The organism is Crossiella sp. S99.2 (assembly GCF_023094165.1).
Taxonomy (GTDB): Bacteria; Actinomycetota; Actinomycetes; order Mycobacteriales; family Pseudonocardiaceae; genus Crossiella.
The window spans coordinates 664256-685344 of record NZ_JALMDK010000006.1; the positions used below are offsets into that span (position 1 = coordinate 664256).

Annotated in this window: 11 protein-coding genes; 3 read left to right on the forward strand and 8 right to left on the reverse strand. The window is 69.0% G+C overall.

Going from position 1 to position 21089, the window contains the following annotated elements:
• Positions 1–142: 142 nt before the first annotated feature.
• The 4 genes from MZC64_RS26245 to MZC64_RS26260 form a co-directional block, all read right to left on the reverse strand.
• Positions 143–628, reverse strand: coding sequence for a hypothetical protein (locus MZC64_RS26245; protein WP_247758964.1), 486 nt, complete (start codon positions 626–628; stop codon positions 143–145).
• Positions 613–7449 (reverse strand): polymorphic toxin-type HINT domain-containing protein, encoded by a 6837-nt coding sequence (locus MZC64_RS26250; protein WP_247758963.1) that lies wholly within the window; start codon positions 7447–7449, stop codon positions 613–615. The genes MZC64_RS26245 and MZC64_RS26250 overlap by 16 nt, the downstream gene beginning before the upstream one ends.
• A 14-nt stretch (positions 7450–7463) precedes the next feature.
• Positions 7464–10850 (reverse strand): LamG domain-containing protein, encoded by a 3387-nt coding sequence (locus tag MZC64_RS26255; protein WP_247758962.1) that lies wholly within the window; start codon positions 10848–10850, stop codon positions 7464–7466.
• Between the two features lie 200 nt (positions 10851–11050).
• Complete coding sequence (locus tag MZC64_RS26260) at positions 11051–11962, reverse strand: LysR family transcriptional regulator (RefSeq protein ID WP_247758961.1); 912 nt, start codon at positions 11960–11962, stop codon at positions 11051–11053.
• A 102-nt stretch (positions 11963–12064) separates the two neighbouring features.
• On the opposite strand from MZC64_RS26260, the gene MZC64_RS26265 reads away from it, so the two are divergent.
• Together MZC64_RS26265 and MZC64_RS26270 are read left to right on the forward strand one after the other, a co-directional pair.
• A complete protein-coding gene (locus MZC64_RS26265; protein ID WP_247758960.1) occupies positions 12065–12856 on the forward strand; it encodes an inositol monophosphatase family protein in 792 nt (263 codons plus the stop codon).
• A 32-nt stretch (positions 12857–12888) separates the two neighbouring features.
• Complete coding sequence (locus MZC64_RS26270) at positions 12889–13533, forward strand: NADPH-dependent F420 reductase (RefSeq protein WP_247758959.1); 645 nt, start codon at positions 12889–12891, stop codon at positions 13531–13533.
• Between the two features lie 59 nt (positions 13534–13592).
• Here MZC64_RS26270 and MZC64_RS26275 read toward each other — a convergent pair whose 3' ends face one another.
• A complete protein-coding gene (locus MZC64_RS26275) occupies positions 13593–14192 on the reverse strand; it encodes a TetR/AcrR family transcriptional regulator (RefSeq protein WP_247758958.1) in 600 nt (199 codons plus the stop codon).
• 68 nt (positions 14193–14260) lie between these two features.
• On the opposite strand from MZC64_RS26275, the gene MZC64_RS26280 reads away from it, so the two are divergent.
• Entirely contained in the window at positions 14261–15769 is a 1509-nt protein-coding gene (locus tag MZC64_RS26280) for an MFS transporter (protein WP_247758957.1), read from the forward strand.
• Here the strand turns inward: MZC64_RS26280 and MZC64_RS48020 are convergent.
• The 3 genes from MZC64_RS48020 to MZC64_RS26300 are packed head-to-tail and all read right to left on the reverse strand — an operon-like array spanning position 15753 to position 20610.
• The gene (locus MZC64_RS48020) at positions 15753–17564 is read right to left on the reverse strand and encodes an FAD/NAD(P)-binding protein (RefSeq protein WP_282105821.1); all 1812 of its coding nucleotides are present in this window, start codon (positions 17562–17564) and stop codon (positions 15753–15755) included. The two genes, MZC64_RS26280 and MZC64_RS48020, sit on opposite strands and share 17 nt — an antisense overlap.
• Positions 17564–19693 (reverse strand): aldehyde dehydrogenase family protein, encoded by a 2130-nt coding sequence (locus MZC64_RS26295; protein ID WP_247758956.1) that lies wholly within the window; start codon positions 19691–19693, stop codon positions 17564–17566. The genes MZC64_RS48020 and MZC64_RS26295 overlap by 1 nt, the downstream gene beginning before the upstream one ends.
• A complete protein-coding gene (locus tag MZC64_RS26300; protein WP_247758955.1) occupies positions 19690–20610 on the reverse strand; it encodes a ribonucleotide-diphosphate reductase subunit beta in 921 nt (306 codons plus the stop codon). Before MZC64_RS26300 ends, MZC64_RS26295 begins: the two co-directional genes overlap by 4 nt.
• Positions 20611–21089: the final 479 nt, after the last annotated feature.

The window sequence follows — 21089 nt, forward strand, 5'->3', positions numbered from 1 at the left end:
CTCTGGGGTTTCCTCCAACCCGGCCGTACTCAACAAGAAAGCCCAGTCTGATCAGACAGGAATCACCTCCGCGCCGCCGACACCGCACATAGAGACTGACGGCGGCGACCCCAGGAAAATGCGAACCGCACCATCTCAATAGTTATCCATCAGCCCTTCGCGAAAGTACCGACGAAAACATATTCGCCAGTTTGATCGAAAACTCAGAGTCGACATCCGGCGAAACCAAAGTAAAAAGCGACAAGGATCTCGAGCACAGCGTCAGATCATACGGCTCAAATCCGAATCCCGCACGAATGTAAGGATCATCCAAAGCAGTGATCTTCAATTTCTCTCGCCGTAGCGGCTCATAATAGATCGCAAACGGACCTCCATGTTCTGCCAGGAAGTAGCCGTCCTCAAGCCACGTCTCAGCCATTTCCTGACTACGGGCAACCAGCATGTCGCCGACATCCGCCGACAACACGCCAACAGCATCTCGCCAAGGAACAAAGGTTTCCATATCGGTAGCCGCCAACATATCTGGCCACTCCGACGAAAACTCCTGCAAAAATCTGGCCAGGGCCCTCGGGGCACTTCCTTCCGCAATGAAAACAGAGTCGCACCCAGTGATCACGAGCCGATCCAATCCGTCACCCTGCCAAAAAAGCTTGCGACTGACCTATCTACCGATATTCCACCAGGAATCTGAAAAATGTGAGCACCCCGCCCACCCTTAATAGGAACAAGAGCCGATCGCTGGACTGTAAACTCCATAACATACTCCGATTTTGCCGACGTGATTCCAAGACTCCGCTTGAACGCCCCGGGAGAAGCTAGGTCATCCGGACTCATCGTCGTAAAGAAGGGGCCGGCTCCATGCTTGGCACTCCCCGGGCGGATCTCGTAAGGTTTCGAAGATCGAATTCCGTTGTATCCCTTCTTGTCTGTGTAATGATAGACAGTTACCAGGTCATCCGAATCACCCGAGGCTGCCTTTCCGCAGTTGTGAGCAAGCACAGGGACTGATCCAGCCAGCACATGATAGGTGTGGATGCCGTCAACGGTCAGGTTGTGCACCCGCTGGATCGCTACTTGCTGACTGGTGGAGACGACCAGCCTCTGCTGACCACTCGAGTCCAAGACCCGATCACCCGACACAAGATCATCCGCATGAACCCAGCGCCCCTGGTCATCGACCCAGAATGGATGATTGTTCGTCGCCACGATCGAGCCAGTCGCCTCACCGCGGTCACCATCAGTGTCAATGGTGATCGTCACCAAGCGCTTGAGGCTCTTGCTGGTGACCGTGCCGACCACCTTGCGTGCGCCTGCCTCCCGCTTCTCAGGGTCAGCTGCCTGCACCTGGTCGCCTATCTTGACCTCTTCGATCGGTTTCGACGACCCATCAGCCAGCAACACTCGTGTGCCGGGCACGAAGCTCATGATCGGACACGAGCCGCCATTGGCCTTCAGGTCATCCGCAATGCTGTCGACCTTGGCCAGCAACGCCTTCGCCGGCCGCACCTTGTCCAACCACGTCGCCACCGCGTCAATCGCCCGCGCGATCCCCGAAATGATCTTCCCCAACGTCGAGAAGATCTTCGCCGCCGGAATCAAGTTCAACGCCATCGACACACAGCCGCCGACCTCGCCCTTGACGAAACAGTCCTCCATATCGGTCAACCCGATGACGTCCTTCAACACATCACCAGCGACCTCAAGGACAACGTCGATCACCCGCATCCGGGCCAGCCGCTTGGCCTCCCGGTACTCGTCATCGCTCACCCCCGCCCGCTCGCGCGCCTTCTGCTCGGCCTTGATGCGTGCCTGGGAACGGGCGATTCGGGCGTTCTCGTCGCGGACGCGGTCGGCGCGGCTCACCCCTGGCGGGGTCACCCGGTTGTAGTTCTCCCCGCCCTCATAGCAATGCGGCCGACAATCCGGCGCCAGACCAGTCGGGTCGGAGAAGGTGACCGGGCTTCCGTTGGCATAGGAGTAGCCGTGGATCTGCTGCGGGTCGGTCAGGTCCATGACCGGGTCGACCGAGACGAACCTGCCGGTGGTGTTGTCGTACTCGCGGGCGCCGATGTGGGTCAGGCCGGTGCCGTCGTTGACTCCGCCGACCAGGCCCTTGTCATCCGGCCAACTGGCCGAGGTCTGCCCGCGGGTCTGGCCGAACGGGTCCTGGTAGCGGCGACTGACGTCCAGGTTGCCGGCGTTGATCGTGGTCGTCGGCGAACCCTGGTGATCCGCGGCCAGGTAGTTCAGGCCGGAGACCGTGCCGCGGACGGCGATCGTGGCGCCGCCGTGGGTGTAGTAGCGCTTGGCGGTGGGCTGGCCGTCCTTGGGCATGGTCAGCTCCATGCCTGGCAGGTACAGCGTGGTGCTGCCGTTCTCCTTCTTCAGCAGACGAGTGCCTGCCGCGTCGTAGAGGTAGGTCGACTCCTTGCCGTCGGCCTCGGTGACCTTGGTCAGCTTGCCTTCGGTGTTCCAGTCCAGCTTCTGTTCGAAGCCGGTGACCTTGCGGGTGGTGGTGTCACCGGTGGCGTTGTAGCCGAACTCGTCCTTGCGGGTGCCGCCTGGACCGGACTGTTCGATGCTGCGGACGGTGTGCGGCTGCGAGCCGGCGGGGCCGCCCGGGGCCGGGTACTGGTACGTGCGAGTGGTGTCGCCCTGCGGGGTGTGCTTCACCTCGGTCTTGCGGTTGCCCGCCTGGTCGAAGGTGAAGCCGTACCAGTACGCCGCCGCGCCGCCGATGTTCTGCTGTTTCAGCTCGACCGCGCAGTTGTCCGTGTTCGGGGTGAACGCGGTGGTCATCCGGCGCAGGTAGTCGTACCGGAAGCACTGCACGTCCTGCGGGCCGCCCTCGGGCTTGTCCGCGATCCGGGTGATGTTGCCGGCCCTGTCATAACTGAGGTGCCGGTAGTTGACCTCTCGGTTCGGGCTGGCGTCCCGGTCCAGGATCATGCTGCTGATCCGGCGGCTGCCTGGTTCGTAGTTGGTGGTGATCTGCGCCAGGTTGGGCGCCTCGCCAAGGAAGAACGTGGAACTCTCGCCGAACTCGGTGTACTTGTGCTGCTGGGCGTAGGTCTGGATGCCGTAGGTCTTCTCCGGCAGGCCCAGCTGGTTGTACTCGTAGTTGATGTTCTCCGCGGACAGGCCGCCTGCCCCTGGCATGGTGGTCTGTGACAGCGCGCCGGTGACCGGGTAGTACTTGGCCTGGAAAGAATAGGTGCGGCCCAGCGCGCCTTCCTGCGCCGGGATGACCACCGAGGTCTTCGTCGGCCGGTTCGCCCCGTCGTAGGCGTCCACCCTGGAGGTGTAGGGCACGCCGTCGACGAAGCGGGTGGAGGCGGTGGGCAGGCCCTTCTTCAGGGTGTCGAAGGTCCACTCGGCCAGCTTCTTGCCGGTTGGCTCGTCCTCGTACATGCCGTCCTTACGCCCCATGGGGTCGTAGGTGTAGGCGAGAGTCTTGCCGCGGGCGTCGGTGGTCGAGGTGAGCTGGTCGAGGGGGTTGTAGCGGTAGGTGGTACTGCCCCGGTCGGGGTCGTGGTCGGCGCGCTTGCGGCCCAGCGCGTCGTATTCGTAGCGCCAGGTGTTGCCCATCGGGTCCTTGACCGCGGCCAGCTGACCCGACTTGGTGTAGCTGTAGGTCGTGACGTCGTGGGCGCCGTCCGGCACCTGGCCGTGGTACTGGCGGCGCTCGGTGATCTGGCCCTGCGCGTCCTTGATCACCGTGGTGACGGTGTCCCCGGTCGGCGGGATCACGTGCGTGCGGTCGCCCTCGTACCGGCTGCTGGTCCGCTTCTGCTCAGCCTGGTTGGTGCCATCGCCCTTGCGCTGGATCACCTCGGTGGGCCGGGCCAGCGCGTCGTGCTCGGTGATGGTCTGGTTCGGGACCGAGTTGTCCAGCACGCCCAGCAGTTCGGGCACCGGGCCGGAATCAACGTTGTAGTAGCCGCCGTTGACCTTCGCGGCCAGCCCGCGGGAGTCGTACCAGGTGTCGGTGAGCACCCGTCCGCCGCCGAGTGCGGGCGTCTGCGTCTGCCGTTCGCGGAGCAGGCCGTCCAACAGCTTGATCGACGTCGTGTACTTGCCGTTCTCCTGCAAGGACTTCGTGGTGATCGTGGCCGGCTTGTCCGGCCGGTACTCGTAGGCGTACTCGGTGCTGGCCGGGGTGCTGTCGTTGACCTTCGGGTAGTGCGGCGGCCAGACCTTGGTGAGCCTGCCGAGCGCGTCGTAGGCCAGGTCGGCTCGTTCCCCGTTCACCCCGGTCTCCGCCACCGGACTGGCCCAGGCCGGTTCGATGGTCTTGATCGCCTTGTGCTGCAACGGGTTGAGCGAGGTGATGGTGTTGACGGCCATGCCTCGGGCCGGGCTGTAGCTGATCGTGTTCCGCTGTCCGCCCGCGTCAGTGGTCTCGGTGGTGCGGCCGTACTCGTCGTACTTGGTGCGGCTGACGATCTGGTACTCGGCGCCGTTCCAGCGCTCGACGCTGGTCACCTCGCCGACCAGGGGCACCTTGCCCGCTTCCTGGTGGTCGTAGCCGGAACGGACGTCGCTGATCCGGTCGGCGTCCTTGCCCGGCAACGTCGCACACGGCGCGGCGATGGTGAGCACCCGGCCGGCCAGGCCCAGCAGCCACTTGTCGGTGTTCTGCTGATAGCTGTTCTGGGTGCATTTCTCATCGCCGGTGACGGCGGTGTCTCCCGCGTCGTCGACGGTGAGCGGCAGGCCGTACTTCGGATCGAAGGTCTTGGCGACCTTGGTGCGGCGCCAGGTCCCGTCGGCCAGCCGGGTGCGGCCGCGGACCTCGCCGGTCTGCACGATGACGGACTTGTCCTCGCCGTGGGTCGCGGTGGGCTCGCTCAGCCAGGGCTGGTTGACCGAGGCGGAGAGCACCTTGCCGCCGCCGTCGTAGTCGAGGTTCTCCAGCACGAAGCCCTGCAGGCTGTCGTGGTCGCGAACCTCAGCGCCCTCGGAATCCTTGACCAGCACATCGCGTTTCCGGCCGCCCGGCATCCGGTCGCCGTCCATGCCGCGCAGGTAGCGGCTCTCGCTGACCGACTGGGTGGTGCCCTCCTCGCCCTTGATCGTGGTGACGGTGCCGAAACCACGCCAGCCGGAGTAGGTGCGGTGCTCCGGCCTGCCGAACTCGTTGTCGTCGAAGTGCCACGCCCCGCCCTTGGCCGGGTACTCGTAGCGGGTCTTCACCAGGCTGGAGCCACCGATCCGGTCGGCCTCGGTGACGTGGTCCACGACGTACTTGTGGAACCAGTCCAGCAGGGGCTCGGGCGCGCCCTCCGGGCTCCACCAGGTCGGGTAGCAGCGCAGCGTGTTCACTTCGGGGGCGGGCAACGGAGCGCCCTTGGCGCACTCGTGGTCTTTGTACTTGACCGTGGTGTGGCCGCCACCCTCGTTGCCGATACCGGTCAGCCGGTAGCGGGTGACCGAGGCGAGCCGGTCGACGGTGCCGACCCGGTTGACCATCGAGGTGCCGCCGAAGGTGATCTCCGGCAGGGCCGCGGTGCCACCGACGTGGCCGGTACGGGTGGCGCCGGCCAGCCACAACGCGGGCGAGAGTCCGTCACCGGGCTCGGGGAAGCTGTGCCGCAGGTTCCAGGACTCGACCGGGAAGTGCCTAGGCTCGGCGCCCGGCACCTCGCGGAGCAGTTCGGTGACCACGCGGGTCAACCGCTTGCGGGTGAAGAAGGTCGGCGAGAACTGGTTGTCGCACTTGGCGTTCGCCGCGCAGATCTGGTCGAAAGGCACATCCGGCCAGGACTTCGCGGTGTCCTTGTTCAGCTGTCCCGGCTCGCAGGTGATGGCGCCTGCGGGCAGGCAGCGTTCGGCGGTCTCGAAGCGGACCAGCATCGGTGCCTTGGCCGCCGGGTTGTCCGCGCGCAGGCCGTACTCGACGCGGTCGATGGTGCCCGCCCGGACGTAGTAGGTGCCCGCGTCCGGATTGATGTTGCGGCCGTAGTGGTTCTCCTCGATGTTGTAGTAGTAGACGGTGGTGTTGCCGTGGGTGTCGATGACCTGGTCGAGGTTCCACCGCCACGCCTGCTGGCACCAGGCGGCGCCGAAGTCGGCTTTGTAGCAGGGCTCATCCGGGTGGTTGCCGTAGACCGGCGTCGTCCAGGTCGAGTGGGTGGCCCGGTTTCCGTTGCCGGGCAACTTGTTCCGGCCCAGGAAGTACTGGGTGCCGTCGGTCGTGGTGACCTTCCAGTACTCGCCGTCGTTGTCGCCGTTGTCGGCGCCCTTGACCAGCTCCACGTACGAGCCGTCGTCCTTCTTCGGCCGCCACCGGTTGTTCGCGGTGTCGCGGACCAGTTCGCCGGAGGTGCCGCCGAGCATCAGGGTCGCGTTGTCGGTGTCGTAACACTGGTCGCCGACCTTGCGGTCGCCCTGGTTGCCCTTGACGCCCTGCTTGTCCTTGTCCTCCTGGCAGGGGCGGTACTTGCGCTCGACGTAGCCGCCCGCGCTCAGGTCCCAGCCGTCACCGACCACGGATGCCTGGTTGTTGGTGACGCTGGTGCGGCCGTCCGCGGAGCCAGAGGAGTAGGCGAGCGCGACACTCGGCGCGGGCCCGCCCAGCGAGGGCGGGAGCTTCACTGGCAACGAGTAGCTGAAGTCACCGCTGGACCGTCCGGCCGACCAGCTGGAGGCGGGAGCCAGGTCCGATGCCTGGTAGCTGCCGCCGTTGCTGCCCGGCGCGGGCGCCGCGGCGAGCACGGCCGTCGAACCCACGGCCGCGCGGCCAGGGGAGGACGGTTCGGCCAGCTCGACCGGGGCGGTCAGCTGCCGGTCCTTGGCGTGGTTGTCACCGCGCAACGGCGTGCCGGTGCGGCATTCCGGACGATCCGGCGTGGTCAGCACGCACTCCGGGTACTGCACCAGCCGCAGCCGCGAGCCGTAGTTCGCGCCGAATGCCTCGGCGAACTCGCGGTAGTCGAGCTGGACCGAGACCGCGCGACCGGCCAGACCGCCCGCGTCGGAGACCTTGAGCAGCACACCGGCCACCCCGGCCTTGGCCGCGAGCGCCTGGTCGAAGACCTCCACCCTGGCCTTGCCCGGCTCACCCGGCGCCGACCGCGCGGAAGCCTGCTGCGGCACCAGGCCGACGGCCACCGGCAGACTGCCTGCGCTGCGATGCTCCACAGTGGACTGTTCGGGCCGGGCCGACCGGCTCTGCGGTGCGGTGGCCGCCGCGGGCAGCTCGACCTCGGCGCTGCCCCGGCCAGGCCAGTTGACCTTGGGTGGGGCGGTGATCGCCTTCCGCACGGACTCGGCGGCCGCGGGCGCCGGATCGACCGGGACCGGCTTGCCCGGCACCGACTTCTCCTTCTGCACCTCGCGCGGCTTGAACGCGGTGGTGGCGGGCGCGGCGATGGCCGCGGCCGACGTGGTCGCCAAGCTCATCGCCGCGGTCAGCGCCACGGCACGCCAGAACATCCGAACCTTCATCTCTTCCCCCTCGATCAGGATCGGATCGCCAGCTGCGAGATCTCGGCGTCGCTGGGCACTCCAGCGAAGACCTTCACCTCATCCACCGCGCCGTTGAAGTAGTCGGTCGGCTGCCCGTCCCACTGAGCCCGGCCGACCAGCAGGTCCCCGGCGCCGTGCCAGCCGGTGACGTTCTGCTCCACACCCGCCCGGACCCCGTCGACATAGAGCCGGGCCTGCCTGGCGACCGCGTCGTAGACACCGGTGAGGTGCACCCACTCACCCGGCTTGGCCTCGGCCGCGCTCAGCGCGGTACCGCCACAGGGCCGGTTCGGGTCACAGGACACCAGGAATCCCCAGCGCCGCTGTTCCGGCCGGTACTGCAGCAGGAACGGCGAGTACCGCGGATCACCGGCGCTGACGACGGTCTGTGCCCGGTTGGCGATCTCCTCGGCCCGGACCCAGGCGGAGACGGTGTAGGACTGGTCGGTCCGGAAGTCCGGCCGCGGTGCGACGAGGTGACCGCCGCTGGGTCCGTGCTCGCCGTTGAAGCGCACCGCGGTGTGCTCCCCGGTCTGCCAAGCGGTGCCGCCGTGGAGCTGGGCGTCGCGGCCGGTCACCGCGTCCCTGGTGGTGGCGCCGGTGCCTTCGTCCAGCACCAGGTGGGTCCGCGGGATCGGCTGGTTGGCCAGGAACGCGGCCTCGTTCGGCTGGAGCACCCGGTTGTAGACCCGGATCTCGTCCACCGTGCCGGGGAAGTAGTCGACCAGCCTGCCTTCCCACTTGGCCGCGCCGATCACCAGGTCACCCGCGCCGGACCAGCCGGTGACCGAAGCCTCCTGCTGCCGGATCCCGTTGACGTACAACAGGAGTTTGCCGCCTGCCGCGTCGTGCACTCCGACCAGATGGGTCCAGACGCCGAGTTGCGGTGCGGCGCTGGACAACGCGCGGGCGGTGCCGCCGGACGGGTCGCTCTTGTTGGGCATGGCGAAGGCCCAGCGGTCCGGTTCGTCGGCGTACTGCAGGAAGAACGAGCTGACCTGGTGGTTCGGTTCCGTGCTTTCCTGGCTGGCCACGGTGAACCAGCCGTTGTCCCGATCCAGCTTGACCCAGGCGGAGACGGTGAAGCTCTTGGAGGTGTCCAGCACCGGGCCGCGGTGCAGCATCCGGTCGTCCACCCCGTCGAAGCGGCTGGCCTTGCCGCGGTATCCCTCGGACTGCTGCGCGGGCGCGCCCTCCGGGGCGAGCGAGCGGTTGTTGCCGGAGGAGTCGCTCAGGTCGGTGTCCAGCCGCCAGTGCGCCTGGAGCCCGGCCGCGGCGACCGCGTGCGACTTCACGAAGAAGGAGTACTCGTGGATGTCCGAACGGTTGTTGGCCCGGTCGACTGCCTGGACCCGCATGGTCTGCCGCAGCTCCATGGTCGGCGTCCAGTGCACGACCGCGTTGCCGCCGATCCCGTTGGCGTTGGCCCGGTAGGACGGGGTCTGGGTGTTCTGGTCGGTGAAGGAGTACAGGTAGTACTCGACATCAGGCGTGCCGTTGGCGGTGATCTCGAACCGGCCGGTCTGCCCCGCGCCGCCGGAGACCTGCCCGGCCGGGTAGTCCGCCGAGGACACCGCGGGCTTGCCCGGTCGTTCGGTGTCCACGGTGAACTCGCACATCTCCGACCAGGCCGACGCCTCGTAGTCGCCTGCCCACAGGTGCCAGGTGTGCACCTGCCCGTCGGTGATCACGCCCTCGGGCACCTTGACCTCGGCGAAGTCGCCGGAGGGCACATTGCCGATCTTGGTCTCGTTGCCGTCCCAGGTGTGTTGCTCCGGGGTGCCCTTCAGGACCCGGAAACCGGCGTCCAGCACCGCGCCGGAGTCCGGATCGGACAACCGGGCGCGCAGCCGCGGGGTCTTGGTGAACACCACCGGCCGGTTCGGCCCGCGGACACAGGGGATCAGACCGCCCTCCATGCCGAGTTCGGCCGGCGCGTTCGGCGGGGTGTTGTACCGGATCTCCAGGCGGGCGTTGAGATCGAACCTGCGCCAGGAGCCGAGATCGCCCTCGTCCCCGGCCCGCAGGCCGAAGGTGACATTGCCCCAGCGCTCGGCGACACCGTCGCGAACAGGGCCGGTGGCGTTGATCCGCACCTGGCCGTCACTGGGGCAACCGGGGTAGGCGGACTGGGTGATGTCGTCCAGCCTGCGGTTCCAGCCGGGCTGATTGAGCCAGGTGGTATTCGGGTTGATGCCGGAGGTCACCCAGAGCTGGGTCGGGCCGCCACCGCATTTGTAGGAGTGGATGACCCTGCCGATGAAGTCAGCGCCGTGGATGATCTTGCCGTGGGCCCAGTCGATGGGCATCTCCACGAAGGAGCGGGAGGCCATCCTGGGTGACTGCTCGATCGAGTACCCGGCCTTGAGATCACCCAGCTGACCGTCGGTGCGGTCGTAGTTCTTGGCGGTTTGGTGACCGCTCTGCACCACCGCGTGGTGCGCCTTAGTGCTGGTCCGCTGGTACTCCGGATCGATGTAGACCGGGAACCTGGTCTCCGCGGCGGTCAGGAATCCCGCATCAGGGATCACGGCGAGCTTGGCCCCGGACAGCTCGACGCCCATGCTCGCCTCGCGGCCGCCCGCACCGGGACCGGCGAGCAGATCCGCAGGGGCGCCGGTACCGGAGGAGTCCCACATCCGGGACGCCTCGCCGGTGAAGACCAGCTTGCCCTCAGCGTCCACGGCGTGCAGGTCGGCGCCGCTCTGGTCGGCGCCCGCGCCGCGCGCGGCCGGCGCCAGGCCCAGGGTGACGTTCTTGGTGTGGGAGTTGAAGACGACCTTGCGGACCCTGGGATTGCGCGCTGCCTCGGCGTTCTTCACCACCAGCAGCTGACTGAATCCGGTGATGGTGGCGCGCACGATGAGGTCGACGCCGGGGAGGACCTCGCGGTAGGTCGCGGTCGTGCCGGCCAGCACCGGCGCGGGCAGCGCGCCCTCCCAGCCGAGACCGACCTCGCGGCTGTCCCGGCCGAGCACCGCCAGGGCCTGGCTGCCACCGCCGGAGAGACGCACATCCACCGCGGAGGCGGCGGGCTCGATCAGGCCATCGGCACGTTTACGCAGGTTGAGGTCGATCGGCACCCAGTTGTCGCCGCGCTTGGCGCGCACCGGCTGGAGGTGTTCGACATGGGTGAAGCTGCCATCCGGATTGGCCACGACCTCGGTGCTCTCGGTCGTCCTGACCGCCACGGTGACCGGCTTGTTCTGTGCCTTCGCCGCCCGGCTCGCGGCCAGCTCAGCGGTGGCTTCGCGCACCGGGGCCGCCGGAGCGGCCGCCGCGGGAATGACCACTGTGGACAATGCGATCGCGGCCGCCGTCAGCATGACGGCAGCACTCAGTGCGCGCTGCACCAGGCAGCGCTGTGCGCCGAACCTCAACTCTGCTCCCCCTTGAAAACCACGTGGTCCCACGACCAGAACGTGGCTGCGCCCCCCAGACGCGCGGCCAGAAACCGCGGCCGAACTATAGGCAGCTGACGAGCGCCAGATCGATAGCCCAAACGGGGCAACCCGGACACGCCGCGCTTCGGCGTGACTTAGCCCTCATTCGGTAACGAACCCCGTAGCGGTGACCGCGGTCAGCGGGTGGGGTCGGCGCACAGTTCCGTCACTGTGGTGCGGGTCTGGGTGCGTAGCCAGGTGTGTGCGGGGTCGCCGGTGTAGCGCTGGTGCCAGGCCATGATCACTGGGATGGGGGCGGCAGGGAACGGGAGCGGGCGGGTCAGCAGGCCGGACTCCTGGGTGGCGGCGCGGGTCATGTGTTCGGGGAGGACTACCAGGAAGTCGTTGTCTCGCAGGCACTGCAGGGCGGCGGCGGTAGTGGGGACGGCGGCTCGCACCTGGCGGTGCAGGCCGTGTTCGGCCAGTAGGTCGTCTACTGGGTCGGCGAGTTGGCCGCGGCGGGAGACGATGAGGTGGGCGGCCTTGGCGTAGCGGGCCGGGGTGAGGTTTCGGGTTGCCGCCGGGTGGTTTTCGCGCATGAGGACGACCAGGCGGTCGTGCGCGATGGTTTCGTGTGCCAGGTCCGGGGATTCCGGGGTGGCGGCGGTGATTTCCAGGTCGACGTGGCCGTGGCGGAGGTCGGTGGTGTCGGCGCCGGCTTCGGGGAGCAGGCTCAGGCGGACGCCGGGGGCCTGGGCGCTGATCCTGGCCAGCAGGCCGGGGGCGGCGGCGGTGGTGACCGCGTCGTGCCAGCGCAGGGTGAAGGTGCGGTCCAGGGTGGTCAGGTCCAGGGTGCGGTCGGGGGTCAGCACGGTTTGGGCCTGTTGGACCAGGGTGTGCACCTGGGCCTGGACGGCCAGGGCGCGTGGGGTCGGGGTCATGGTCCGGCCGGTGCGGACCAGGATCTCATCGCCCATGGCGCGGCGGATCCGGCCCAGGGCACGGCTCATCGCGGGCTGGGTCAGGTGCAGGCGGGCCGCGGCGCCGGCCACGCTGCCCTCCTCCAGCAGGGCGTCCAGCGCGGTCAGCAGGTTCAGGTCCAAATGCATGGCGGTAATGTTAGTACTGAATAGCATGCATTTGACGACATGTGGCGCTGGAATTAGCGTGGGTTTTGTCGAACCAATCCGATATCCAGGAATGGGAAACCCATGTCTGACCAGAAGTTGCTGCCGGCTGTCGTGACCGCGGTGCGGGCCGCCGGCGATCGGGTGCGCGAGCGATTCACCGCCGATGCCCGGCCGGACAGCCTGACGACGATCCTCGATGCCTTGCGCGCCAACGACGACACCTCACTGGAAGTGTTGCGGGCGGCGTTGCGCCGGATCCGGCCGGGGGCGGGCTGGGTGGCCGATGAGCTGGCCGGGGGCGCGTTGCCCGCCGGCGAGTGGTGGGTGACCGATCCGGTGGAGGGCAACATCAATCACGTGCACGGGCTCGCCGACTGGGCGGTGACCGCCACCCTGGTGCGGGACAACGAGGCCGTGCTCACCGTGGTGCACCTGCCGCTGACCGGGGACCTCTACACCGCCCTGCGCGGCGAAGGCGCGTGGCACAACGGAAATCCGTTGCACGCCTCGGCGAAGACGAGTCTGGACGCGGCGTTCGTGGGCACCGGGCAGGCGCGACCGGGTGAGGATGCCGGGACGCTGCGGCGAATCGGCGAGTCGATCACCGCGATGCTGGGGGCGGCGCTGGTCGCGCGGATGTCGGTGCCCGCGACCCTGCAGCTGGTGCAGCTGGCGGCCGGGCGGCTGGATGTGTTCTGGCAGTACAGCGATGTGCGGTCCGGGCTGCTGGCCGGGGCCCTGCTGGCGCGGGAGGCCGGTGGCGTGGTCACCGACACCCACGGCAGGCCCTGGCGGCCGGGCGCCGCGGACTTCCTGGCCAGCGCGCCCGCGGTGCACCAGGCCGCGGTCGACGTGCTCACCGCGGTCCGCTGACCCCACCACCTCGATCACCAGGGAGACATCACATGACCACCATTGCCATCCTCGGTTCCGGCCGGGTCGCGGCGAATCTGGCCGGCAAGCTGAGTGCGGCCGGACATTCCGTGCTCATCGGCACCAGAGATCCAGCCGCGGCACCAGAAAGGTGGACCGGACCGCCGGCGACCTTCACCACCGCGCGGGAGGCAGCCGAACGCGCCGAGGTCGTCGTCAACGCCACCCCGGGCGACAGCTCGCCGGAACGGCTGCGCGCACTGCGGGATGTGTTGCGCGGCAAGGTTCTCGTGGACATCGCCAACGCCACCCGGCGCGGCGCCGACGGGCTGCCCGGCGGACTGTGCTTCCCGAACGGCAGCCTGGCCGAGGTGCTCCAGGACGCGCTGCCGGAGACCCGGGTGGTCAAGACGCTGAACACGATGCTGTTCACCGTGATGACCAACCCGCGCCTGCTGGCCACCCCGCCCACGGCCTTCCTCTCCGGCGACGACCCGGCGGCCAAGGACCTGGTACGCGGACTGCTCGGCGATCTCGGCTGGCCGCCGGAGTGGATCGAGGACCTGGGCGACATCGGCACCGCGCGTGGCACCGAGGCGCTGGTGCTGCTGGTGCCCGCGCTGCTGCGCAAGCACGGCCCGCGACCCTTCGCGCTCACCATCGCCATCTCGGCATGATGCCGTGGAGTTCGGAACCGCCACGGACCTCTCCCCCGAGCTGCGACGACAATCGCCGGTCAGCGCGGCGACAGCAGTTCGCGCAGGGCCACGCCCAGACCAGCCAGCAACTCCGCGGCCTCCGGCGTGTCCAAGGGCAGGTGCAGCAACCGCACGCCGAACCCGTCGCTAAGCGCCAGCACCAGATCGGCCAGGGTCGGCACCGGGAGATCGCGCCGGACCTGGCCTGCGTCCTGGGCGATCCGCAGGAAGATGGCGGTGCCGGTGCGCATGTCCTCGTCGTTGGCGCGCAGGCGTTGCGCCCAGTCGGCGCGGATCGCGGCGCGGGCGGTGAAGGCGGTCACGATGATCGCCTCGGCGCGGCGTTCGGCGTCCAGCGGCAGGGTTTCCAGCAGCAGACGGTGCAGCAGGTCGAGGTAGTCGCCCTGGGGGGTGAGGGTGTCCCAGCGGCGGGAGACCCGGTCACCGGTGAGGTCCAGGGCGAACTCGAAGATCTCCTCCTTGGTGGCGAAGTACTTCTGCACCGCGCCCGCGGAGACCCCGGCCTCGGCGGCGACCGTGCGCACGCTGACCGTCTCAATCCCGGACCTGGCCACCAGCCGCAGCAGCGCCTCGGCAATGGCCCGCCTGCGCTGGCCGTGGTCCACGATCTTCGGCACGCCACCTCCGATTGCCCCGTTCGCCCTCTTGCGGATACGATCGTATTCTAATAGGGAAGGGGCCGCACATGGCACAGGCCGTCACCGAGACGCGGCACTCGAAGTCCCAGCAGCTCGCCGCCGCGCTGACCAAGGGCCCGGTCGAGGTGCTCGACTTCCTGCTGCCACTGTGGGCGGGCGCCGCGCTGGGCCTGTCCCCGGCGCTGGTCGGCACACTGACCGCGGCCGAGACCCTGGTCTCCTTCCTGATCAGACCGCTGGCCGGGGTGCTGGCCGACCGGTTCGACCGGGCCAAGCTGGCCGCGCTCGGCGCGCTGGGCTACGCGGCCTCCTTCGCACTGTTCGCGGTGGCTGCCTCGTTCCCCTTGGCGCTGGTCGCGGCCATGGTCGGCGGCGCGGGCGGCGCGTTGTTCTGGGTGGCGCTGCGGGCCAAGGTGGGCGAGGACCTGCCCACCGACAGCGGCGCGTTCAGCAAGCTGTTCGCGGCCGAGGGCGTGGGCACCTGGGTGGCGATGGTGATCGCGGTCAGCCTGGTCTCCCGGATCGACTACCGCGGCGTGTTCTGGCTGTGCGCGGCGGGCTGCGTGGCCGCGGCGGTGGTGCTGTTCACCCTGAAATCCCCGCCCCGGGCCGCGATCGACCCGGCCTCGCCCAAGCTGCGCGAGCTGGGCGGGCGGATGTACCCGCTGCTCGGCGTCATCGTGATCACCGCGATCGCCGAGGCCGGGGTGGCGCTGCTCCTGCTGCTGCACCTGCAGCGCGGGCACAACCTGCAACTCGGCGCGATCGCACTGGTCTTCCTGCCCGGTTTCATCGTCTACAGCACGCTGCCGGAGTACCTGCACGGCGTGGTCACCCGGCTCGGCCGGACCCGGGTGGTCACGGTGGCGCTGCTGCTCAGCGCGGTGTTCGCGGTCGGACTGTCCTTCGCCCCGCACCCGGTGGTGCTGGCCGGGATGTGGATCCTGTCCGCGGCCGCCTTCGCCGCGGCCATCCCGGTCGAGCAGTCCGTGGTGGCCGAGGCCGCCGGCGGCAGCCTGGGCCGGGGCATGGCGATCTACGAGAGCGCCACCCTGCTCGGCGCGACCATCGGCACCTTCGGCGCCGGGCTGCTCTACAACTCCGGCAGCGGCTGGCAGATCGCCTGTGTGGTCGCGGCCGTGCTGCTGGCCACCGCCGCGGTGCTGGTGCGCGGCGCGATCCGGCGGATCGGCGTGTCCGACCGGGTGCCCGTCCCCGAACCGGCCCCGGCTGCTCCGGCCGAGGTCAGCGCGGACCCGGTGGCGCAGGCCCCGGAGCAGGCAGAACCCGCACCGGCCAAGCCGGGCGCGCCCACGCTCAACACCTGGGCCGGGCACGCGGTGATCTTCCTGGTGGCCCAGGTGGTGCTGGCGGTCATCGGGTACTCCTGGCCGTACGAGGCGCTGTTCAACGGCCCGCACCCGGCCGAGTGGTACTGGAACTCCAGCGGCCACCTGCTGCTCAACATCGGCCGGATCTGGTGCGCGGTGTTCGTGATCGACACGATCTACTCGGTCGGCCGGTACGCGATCTTCCGGCTCAGGAACCGAGGCTGAGCACCGCCCGCGCCACCCGGTCGTTCTGCCCGAACGGCTCGATCTCCGGGGTCACGCCCGGCGTGTGCACCACGCCCACGCCGGGCCCGACCGCGAACCGGGCCGGATGCGCGCTGCCGTCCGCGGCCAGTAGCCGGTGGTCGGCCGGGCGCACCGCGAGCCGCCCGGTACGGTAGCTCCCGGTCTCGTCGGCCAGCTCCTCCTCGGCGCACTCACCGCGGTCGAACAGCTTGCGCAGCAACGGATCCGCCGTCCCGGCCAGATCGGGTTCGGCCAGCCGGGACTCGATCAGGAACCGCGCGGGCGTCTCCCCCGGCACCCGCGGACTGCTGCCCACGAACAACCCGGCCGACTCGTCCGCGCGCACCCGCGACTCCGGGCCGAGGAACCGCAGCACCCCGGCCTGGGCGAGCGCGAGCAGCTCGGCCAGCCGCCGCCCCGGCGGCCCGCTGGTCAGAAAGCTCATCAACGGCAGGAACCCGCGTTCGACCTCCCGCACCATCGACTCCGCGGTCAGCCGGCCGGCCCCGGCCAGCTCCAGCACGGTCAGCACGGCCATGTTCACCCCGGCCAGCCCGCCGATCTCCGCACTCCACCGCGGATCGCCGCGCCGGTGCAGATCCGCCCGCACGTAGTCGCGCACCCAGTCCTGGAACTCCGCCGCGTCCGGGAACCACCGGCCGGCCAGCGGATCCGGCCAGCTGTCCGGGTCGACCCGGTCGGCCGGATCCGGCACCGCCGCCTCGATCAGCTCGACCAGTTCCGGGCTAGCCCAGTCGTACGCGTCCAGCCCGGCCAGGAATTCGTCCCAGGGCAGCCGCACCCGGTCCGGGTGGCCGAGGAACAGTTCGTGGTAGTGCCCGTAGGCGACGTCCTTGCACACCAACGGCCACAGCTGTTCCCGGAAGCTCAGCTGGCCCGCGGGCACGGTGTCGTGCCGGAAGTACCGGGGCAGTTCGGGCTGCCCGGCGAGCAGGGCGCTGTCCGGTTTGGCGTGGTAGGGCACTCCGGTGCGGGAACCGGCGTACAGCACCGGTTCCAGCCCGGAGGGCTCATAGGCCAGCTCACCGTCCAGGGTGCGCCGGAACTTGCCGCCGCGGCCCTCGGTGAGCAGCACCATGGTGTCCACGAAGGTCAGCCCGAGGCCACGCAGCAGCACCGGTTCGCCGGCCGGGACCACGGCCAGCGCGGCCGCGTCCGCCTGCCCGCGCGGCAGGTAGCCCAGGCCGTGCCGGTCCGCGAACTCGCGGGCGGCCAGCTCGGCCGGGGTCGGCCGCGCGTCCAGGTGGCCCTGGGCCAGCACCACCGCGTCCACCGTCAGCACCAGGCCACTGGCCAGCCGGACCTGTTGTCCCGCAGCGGTTTCGCCCAGCTCGACGGCCTGGTCCCGGTGCACCCGCACCTGGCCGAGCCGGTCGGCCGCGCGCTGGAACACCCAGGAGAAGTACGCGCTCGCCAGGGGCCGGGAGGCGAACCACCGCGGGGTGGTCCGGCCCACCTCCTCGGCCAGTTCTCCCCTGGCGAGCGCGTGGCCGCCGGCGGCGCGCGCCCAGTCCCACAGCGACGGGACTTCGTTGTCCGCGCCGGAGAACGGGGTCACGCCTGCCGCCCGCGAGTTCATCCACAGCAGGTTGGGCTGGGCCCGCCGCCAGATCCGCCCCGGCCCCGCCGGGTACGGGTCCACCACGTGCACCTCCACCGGCCCGGAGGCCAAGGCGCACAGGCGATCCAGCACCCCGGTGCCGCGCGGGCCGGCGCCGATGACGCAGACCCGCAGCGGCCGGGTCCGCGACATCAGGCGGTGGCGCGCCGGGCCAGACCGGCCGGCGGCTTCAGGTGGTCGGCCACCGCCTTGGACACCAGCAGCGGTTCGGCGATCCGCCTGCCGCCGATGGCCACGTAGTTGGCCAGCATGCCCAGTCCGCCAAAGGGTTCGTTGCCGTTGTCGGTGCTCAGCAGGGTGGTGTTCTGGTAGACGTCGTGCCGCCGGGCCAGCAGCTCGACGGTGGCAGGCAGGTTGCCGTAGACCATCGCGCCCATGGCCCGCTCCTCGAAGAACGGCGTGGTCAGCGTCTCGTGCAGGGCGTCGAGATCGTCGTAGCTGACCACGTTGAAGATCGGCGCGAACAGCTCCTCGTAACTGGAGCGCCGGGTCAGCTCCCGGCACAGCACGGTGGGCTGCAACCGCCGCGTGCGCAGCTCGACCTGGCCGCCGTGCACGATGTGCCCGGCGTTGCGGTGCAGGTACTCCAGCGCGAAACCGAACGCCTGGTCGTAGTACATGCTGCCGTAGTCGGCCCGCGGATCGTCGTAGGAGCCGTAGACCAGCTCGTCGATCCGCTTGCCCAGCAGGTCCAGGAACCGCTCGCGCACCGAGGAGTGCACGAACATCACGTCCGGCCCGAAGCAGTCCTGGCCGGAGTTGATCAGCCGGATGTCCACCGCGTCGGCCACCGCGAGATCCACGTCCGCGTCCGGCCCGACCACGACCGGGTTGATGCCCTGGCCGAAGTAGAGGAACAGCTGCTGCTCACTGATCTGGCCGCGGATCCGCTCGGCGTTGGCGTAGGTGCCGGTGAACAGCACCAGTTCGGCGTCGGCCACCGGACCGGCGGTGAACTGCCGCTGGGTGCTGGCCGCCAGGGTCACCGGCAGCCCGTGCGCCGACGCCATCAGCTCGTGCAGCCGGGTCAGCTGGGACTGGATGTGCGCGGAGGGCCGGAAGGTGATCCGCTCGCAGTACAGGCTGGGCACCAGCACGTAGAGCACGTAGGCGTACAGCGGGATGTTGGACGGCATGAACACCGCGGCACTGCCGATCAGCCGCGGCTGGTGCGCGGTGACCTCGGCCTCCGCGCCGCGCAGGGTGCGGATCGCGGTCTCCAGTTCGCCGACGGCGGTGCGGTGGTTGGACACCTCGCACAGGATCGCCAGCACCTCGTCCCGGCGCTCGTCCAGGAAGGTCTCCACCGCCCGCAGCGCGGCCACCCGGCTGGGCAGCGGCACGGCGGCCGAGGAGGGTTCGGGTTTGGCCAGGGATCGAACCGAGCCAGTGCTGTTCACGGCATGTGCAGGGAGTGCGCGCATGTCGTCCTTCCCATCGCGGTTGAGCGAAGTAATCGGGGTGGCCGAGTTCCGGCCGGGTCGTTCGCGCAGCGGCACACCCTCGACGCACCACCGCCGCACCGAGCGCAGCGTCGCGGCCCGCACCGGCCGCAGCTCCAGCAACCGGCACAGGCCCTGGCTGGCCGCCGGGGTCCCGTCCACCACGGTCACGTTCATCCGGGTGATCGCCTCCACCGCCAGGTCCAGCCGGTCGGCGGGCAGCACCACCGCGCTGCTGCGGCTGAACCACCACAGCAGCAACAGGACCAGCCCGTACGGGTGGGAGAAGGGCAGCAACGGCAACAGCACGTCGGTGTCCTTGTACCCGGCCCGCTGCTGAGCCCGCCGCACCGCGAACCGCACCGTGCCCCCGGCCCGGATCACGCCCTCCTTGGCCCCGGCAGGCCAGACCTCCACCGCGTGCGAGCGCTGCCACCACTGGGTCAGGTCCAGCTCGAACCCGGCGGGCGCGGGCGAAGCCTCGCGCTCCAGTTCGGACAGTCGCAGCCGGAACCCGGCCACGTCGGCGGGCAGGTCCACCGATCCGTCGTGCAGCAGCCAGCGCACCGGCGCCCGCCGCAGGATGGCCGCGGTCTCCTCCGCCGACTGGTCCTCCTCCAGTAGGACCAGGGTGGCGTCGGAGTGCAGCAGGGTGAGTAACGCGATCACGTAGCCGATCGAGTTGCCCCCTTGGATCGCGACCCGGTCACCGGGGGCGAATCCGTTGTCCCGCAGGTGTTCCGCGAAGACCCGACATCGTGCGCGTAGCTCCTCGAAGGAGCGCACGCCGGTCTGGCCGATGAGGCCGACGCCGGTCATTGCCGGGCCAGGCTCAGGTCGTAGGGGTTGGTCAGGTGCGCGACGAATTTGGGGTCCGCGCCGATGTTGCCCAGGTGGCGGCGCAGGATGTCCACGCTCATCTGCCGGATCTTGTCCTGCTCGCGGCTGTCCCCGCTCTCGAACTCCTCGTCCATCCGCAGCGCCAGCGGCACGGCCTGTTCGAGTGCCTCGTAGATGTAGTCGCCATAGCCTTCCTGCACACCGGTGCGCAGCGCGTGCAGCCCGAAGCTGATGTGCCGCGACTCGTCCCGGCACATCGCGGTGAACGCCGCCTTGATGCCGTCGAACATGCTGGTGTCGCGCAGCGAGTGCACCAGGGCACGCTGCCCGATCAGCGCCAGCACACCCTCGGTGATCAGGTGGAACAGTGTGCAGGCCTGCAGCCAGCGACCGTAGTCCGGCGGGCTGTTGGTCAGGTCGCGCACGATCGAGGTCTCCAGCAGGCTCAGCTCGCGGTGCGCCGGGGTGGCGATCTGCCAGGCCTCGGCCAGCATCGCCCTCGGGTTCTCACTCATCTCCAGCACCTCCTCGCCGAGCCGGAACACCGCGCGGGCGTGCCGGGTCTCATCGGCGATCTGGGTGCCCAGGAACAGGGCGTACTCCTCATCCGGACAACCCATGAGGATCGGGCCCAGCATGTCCAGCCCGGTGTACTCGCCGATGATGAAGGTGGCGATGGCCTCCTTGAGCATCACCCGCACGTGCTCCGGCAGCAGCGGGTGGTTCAGCATGTCGTGGTCCTTGCCGAGGGAAAGGTCCTCGGCCGACCACTGCTGACGCTCCCAGCGCTGGTACAGCTCGATCGGCTTGGGCTTGCGACCGATCACCAGGTCCGCGTGGCGCAGGACGGCGTCCGCCGGCAACGACGGCAGCTCTCCGAGCTTCGCCTCGTCCATGTGAAACGTGCTCCACCTGCTCACAACCGACCTCCTAGCTCATTCGCACACACCACTTCCCCAAAAGTGGTGATAAATACGCGAGGAAACTTCAGGGGGTGCAGATTCTGTAGAGCGCGAACAGCGGCAAAGCTATGGCGATTGGCCTGCGACGTGGCCGAATGCGGCTGACCGTACCTGAGGCTCAAGCGGGGCTCAACCGTCAACGGTAGTCCCCTCATCGGGTATTTTTATAAGGTGGAGGCCAGCATGTAGGCCGATCACCCCTCATACCTGCCCCATCACCTGGAGTAGCCCCCAAGGATGAGTACCGGCAGACTTGTGCTGGTCCCAAGGTACTAAATCTTCCGGTTGACCCGGGTAGCTCTTCCTAGTACTTTCCGGGGCAGATGCAGTCTGTACTGGGGTTTTCGCACAGAGGTGTGGACAAGGGCGCGGCGACGCGAGCCCCCCTGAGCACGGGCAGCGGCATCAGTGGC

What these genes read in the sequence shown, in the direction of transcription:
- MZC64_RS26265 (WP_247758960.1), top strand. Translation starts at nt 12,065, where the DNA reads ATGTCTGACCAGAAGTTGCTGCCGGCTGTCGTGACCGCGGTGCGGGCC.
- MZC64_RS48020 (WP_282105821.1), bottom strand. Translation starts at nt 17,564, where the DNA reads ATGTCGCGGACCCGGCCGCTGCGGGTCTGCGTCATCGGCGCCGGCCCG.
- MZC64_RS26280 (WP_247758957.1), top strand. Translation starts at nt 14,261, where the DNA reads ATGGCACAGGCCGTCACCGAGACGCGGCACTCGAAGTCCCAGCAGCTC.
- MZC64_RS26250 (WP_247758963.1), bottom strand. Translation starts at nt 7,449, where the DNA reads ATGAAGGTTCGGATGTTCTGGCGTGCCGTGGCGCTGACCGCGGCGATG.
- MZC64_RS26270 (WP_247758959.1), top strand. Translation starts at nt 12,889, where the DNA reads ATGACCACCATTGCCATCCTCGGTTCCGGCCGGGTCGCGGCGAATCTG.
- MZC64_RS26295 (WP_247758956.1), bottom strand. Translation starts at nt 19,693, where the DNA reads ATGACCGGCGTCGGCCTCATCGGCCAGACCGGCGTGCGCTCCTTCGAG.
- MZC64_RS26300 (WP_247758955.1), bottom strand. Translation starts at nt 20,610, where the DNA reads ATGGACGAGGCGAAGCTCGGAGAGCTGCCGTCGTTGCCGGCGGACGCC.
- MZC64_RS26260 (WP_247758961.1), bottom strand. Translation starts at nt 11,962, where the DNA reads ATGCATTTGGACCTGAACCTGCTGACCGCGCTGGACGCCCTGCTGGAG.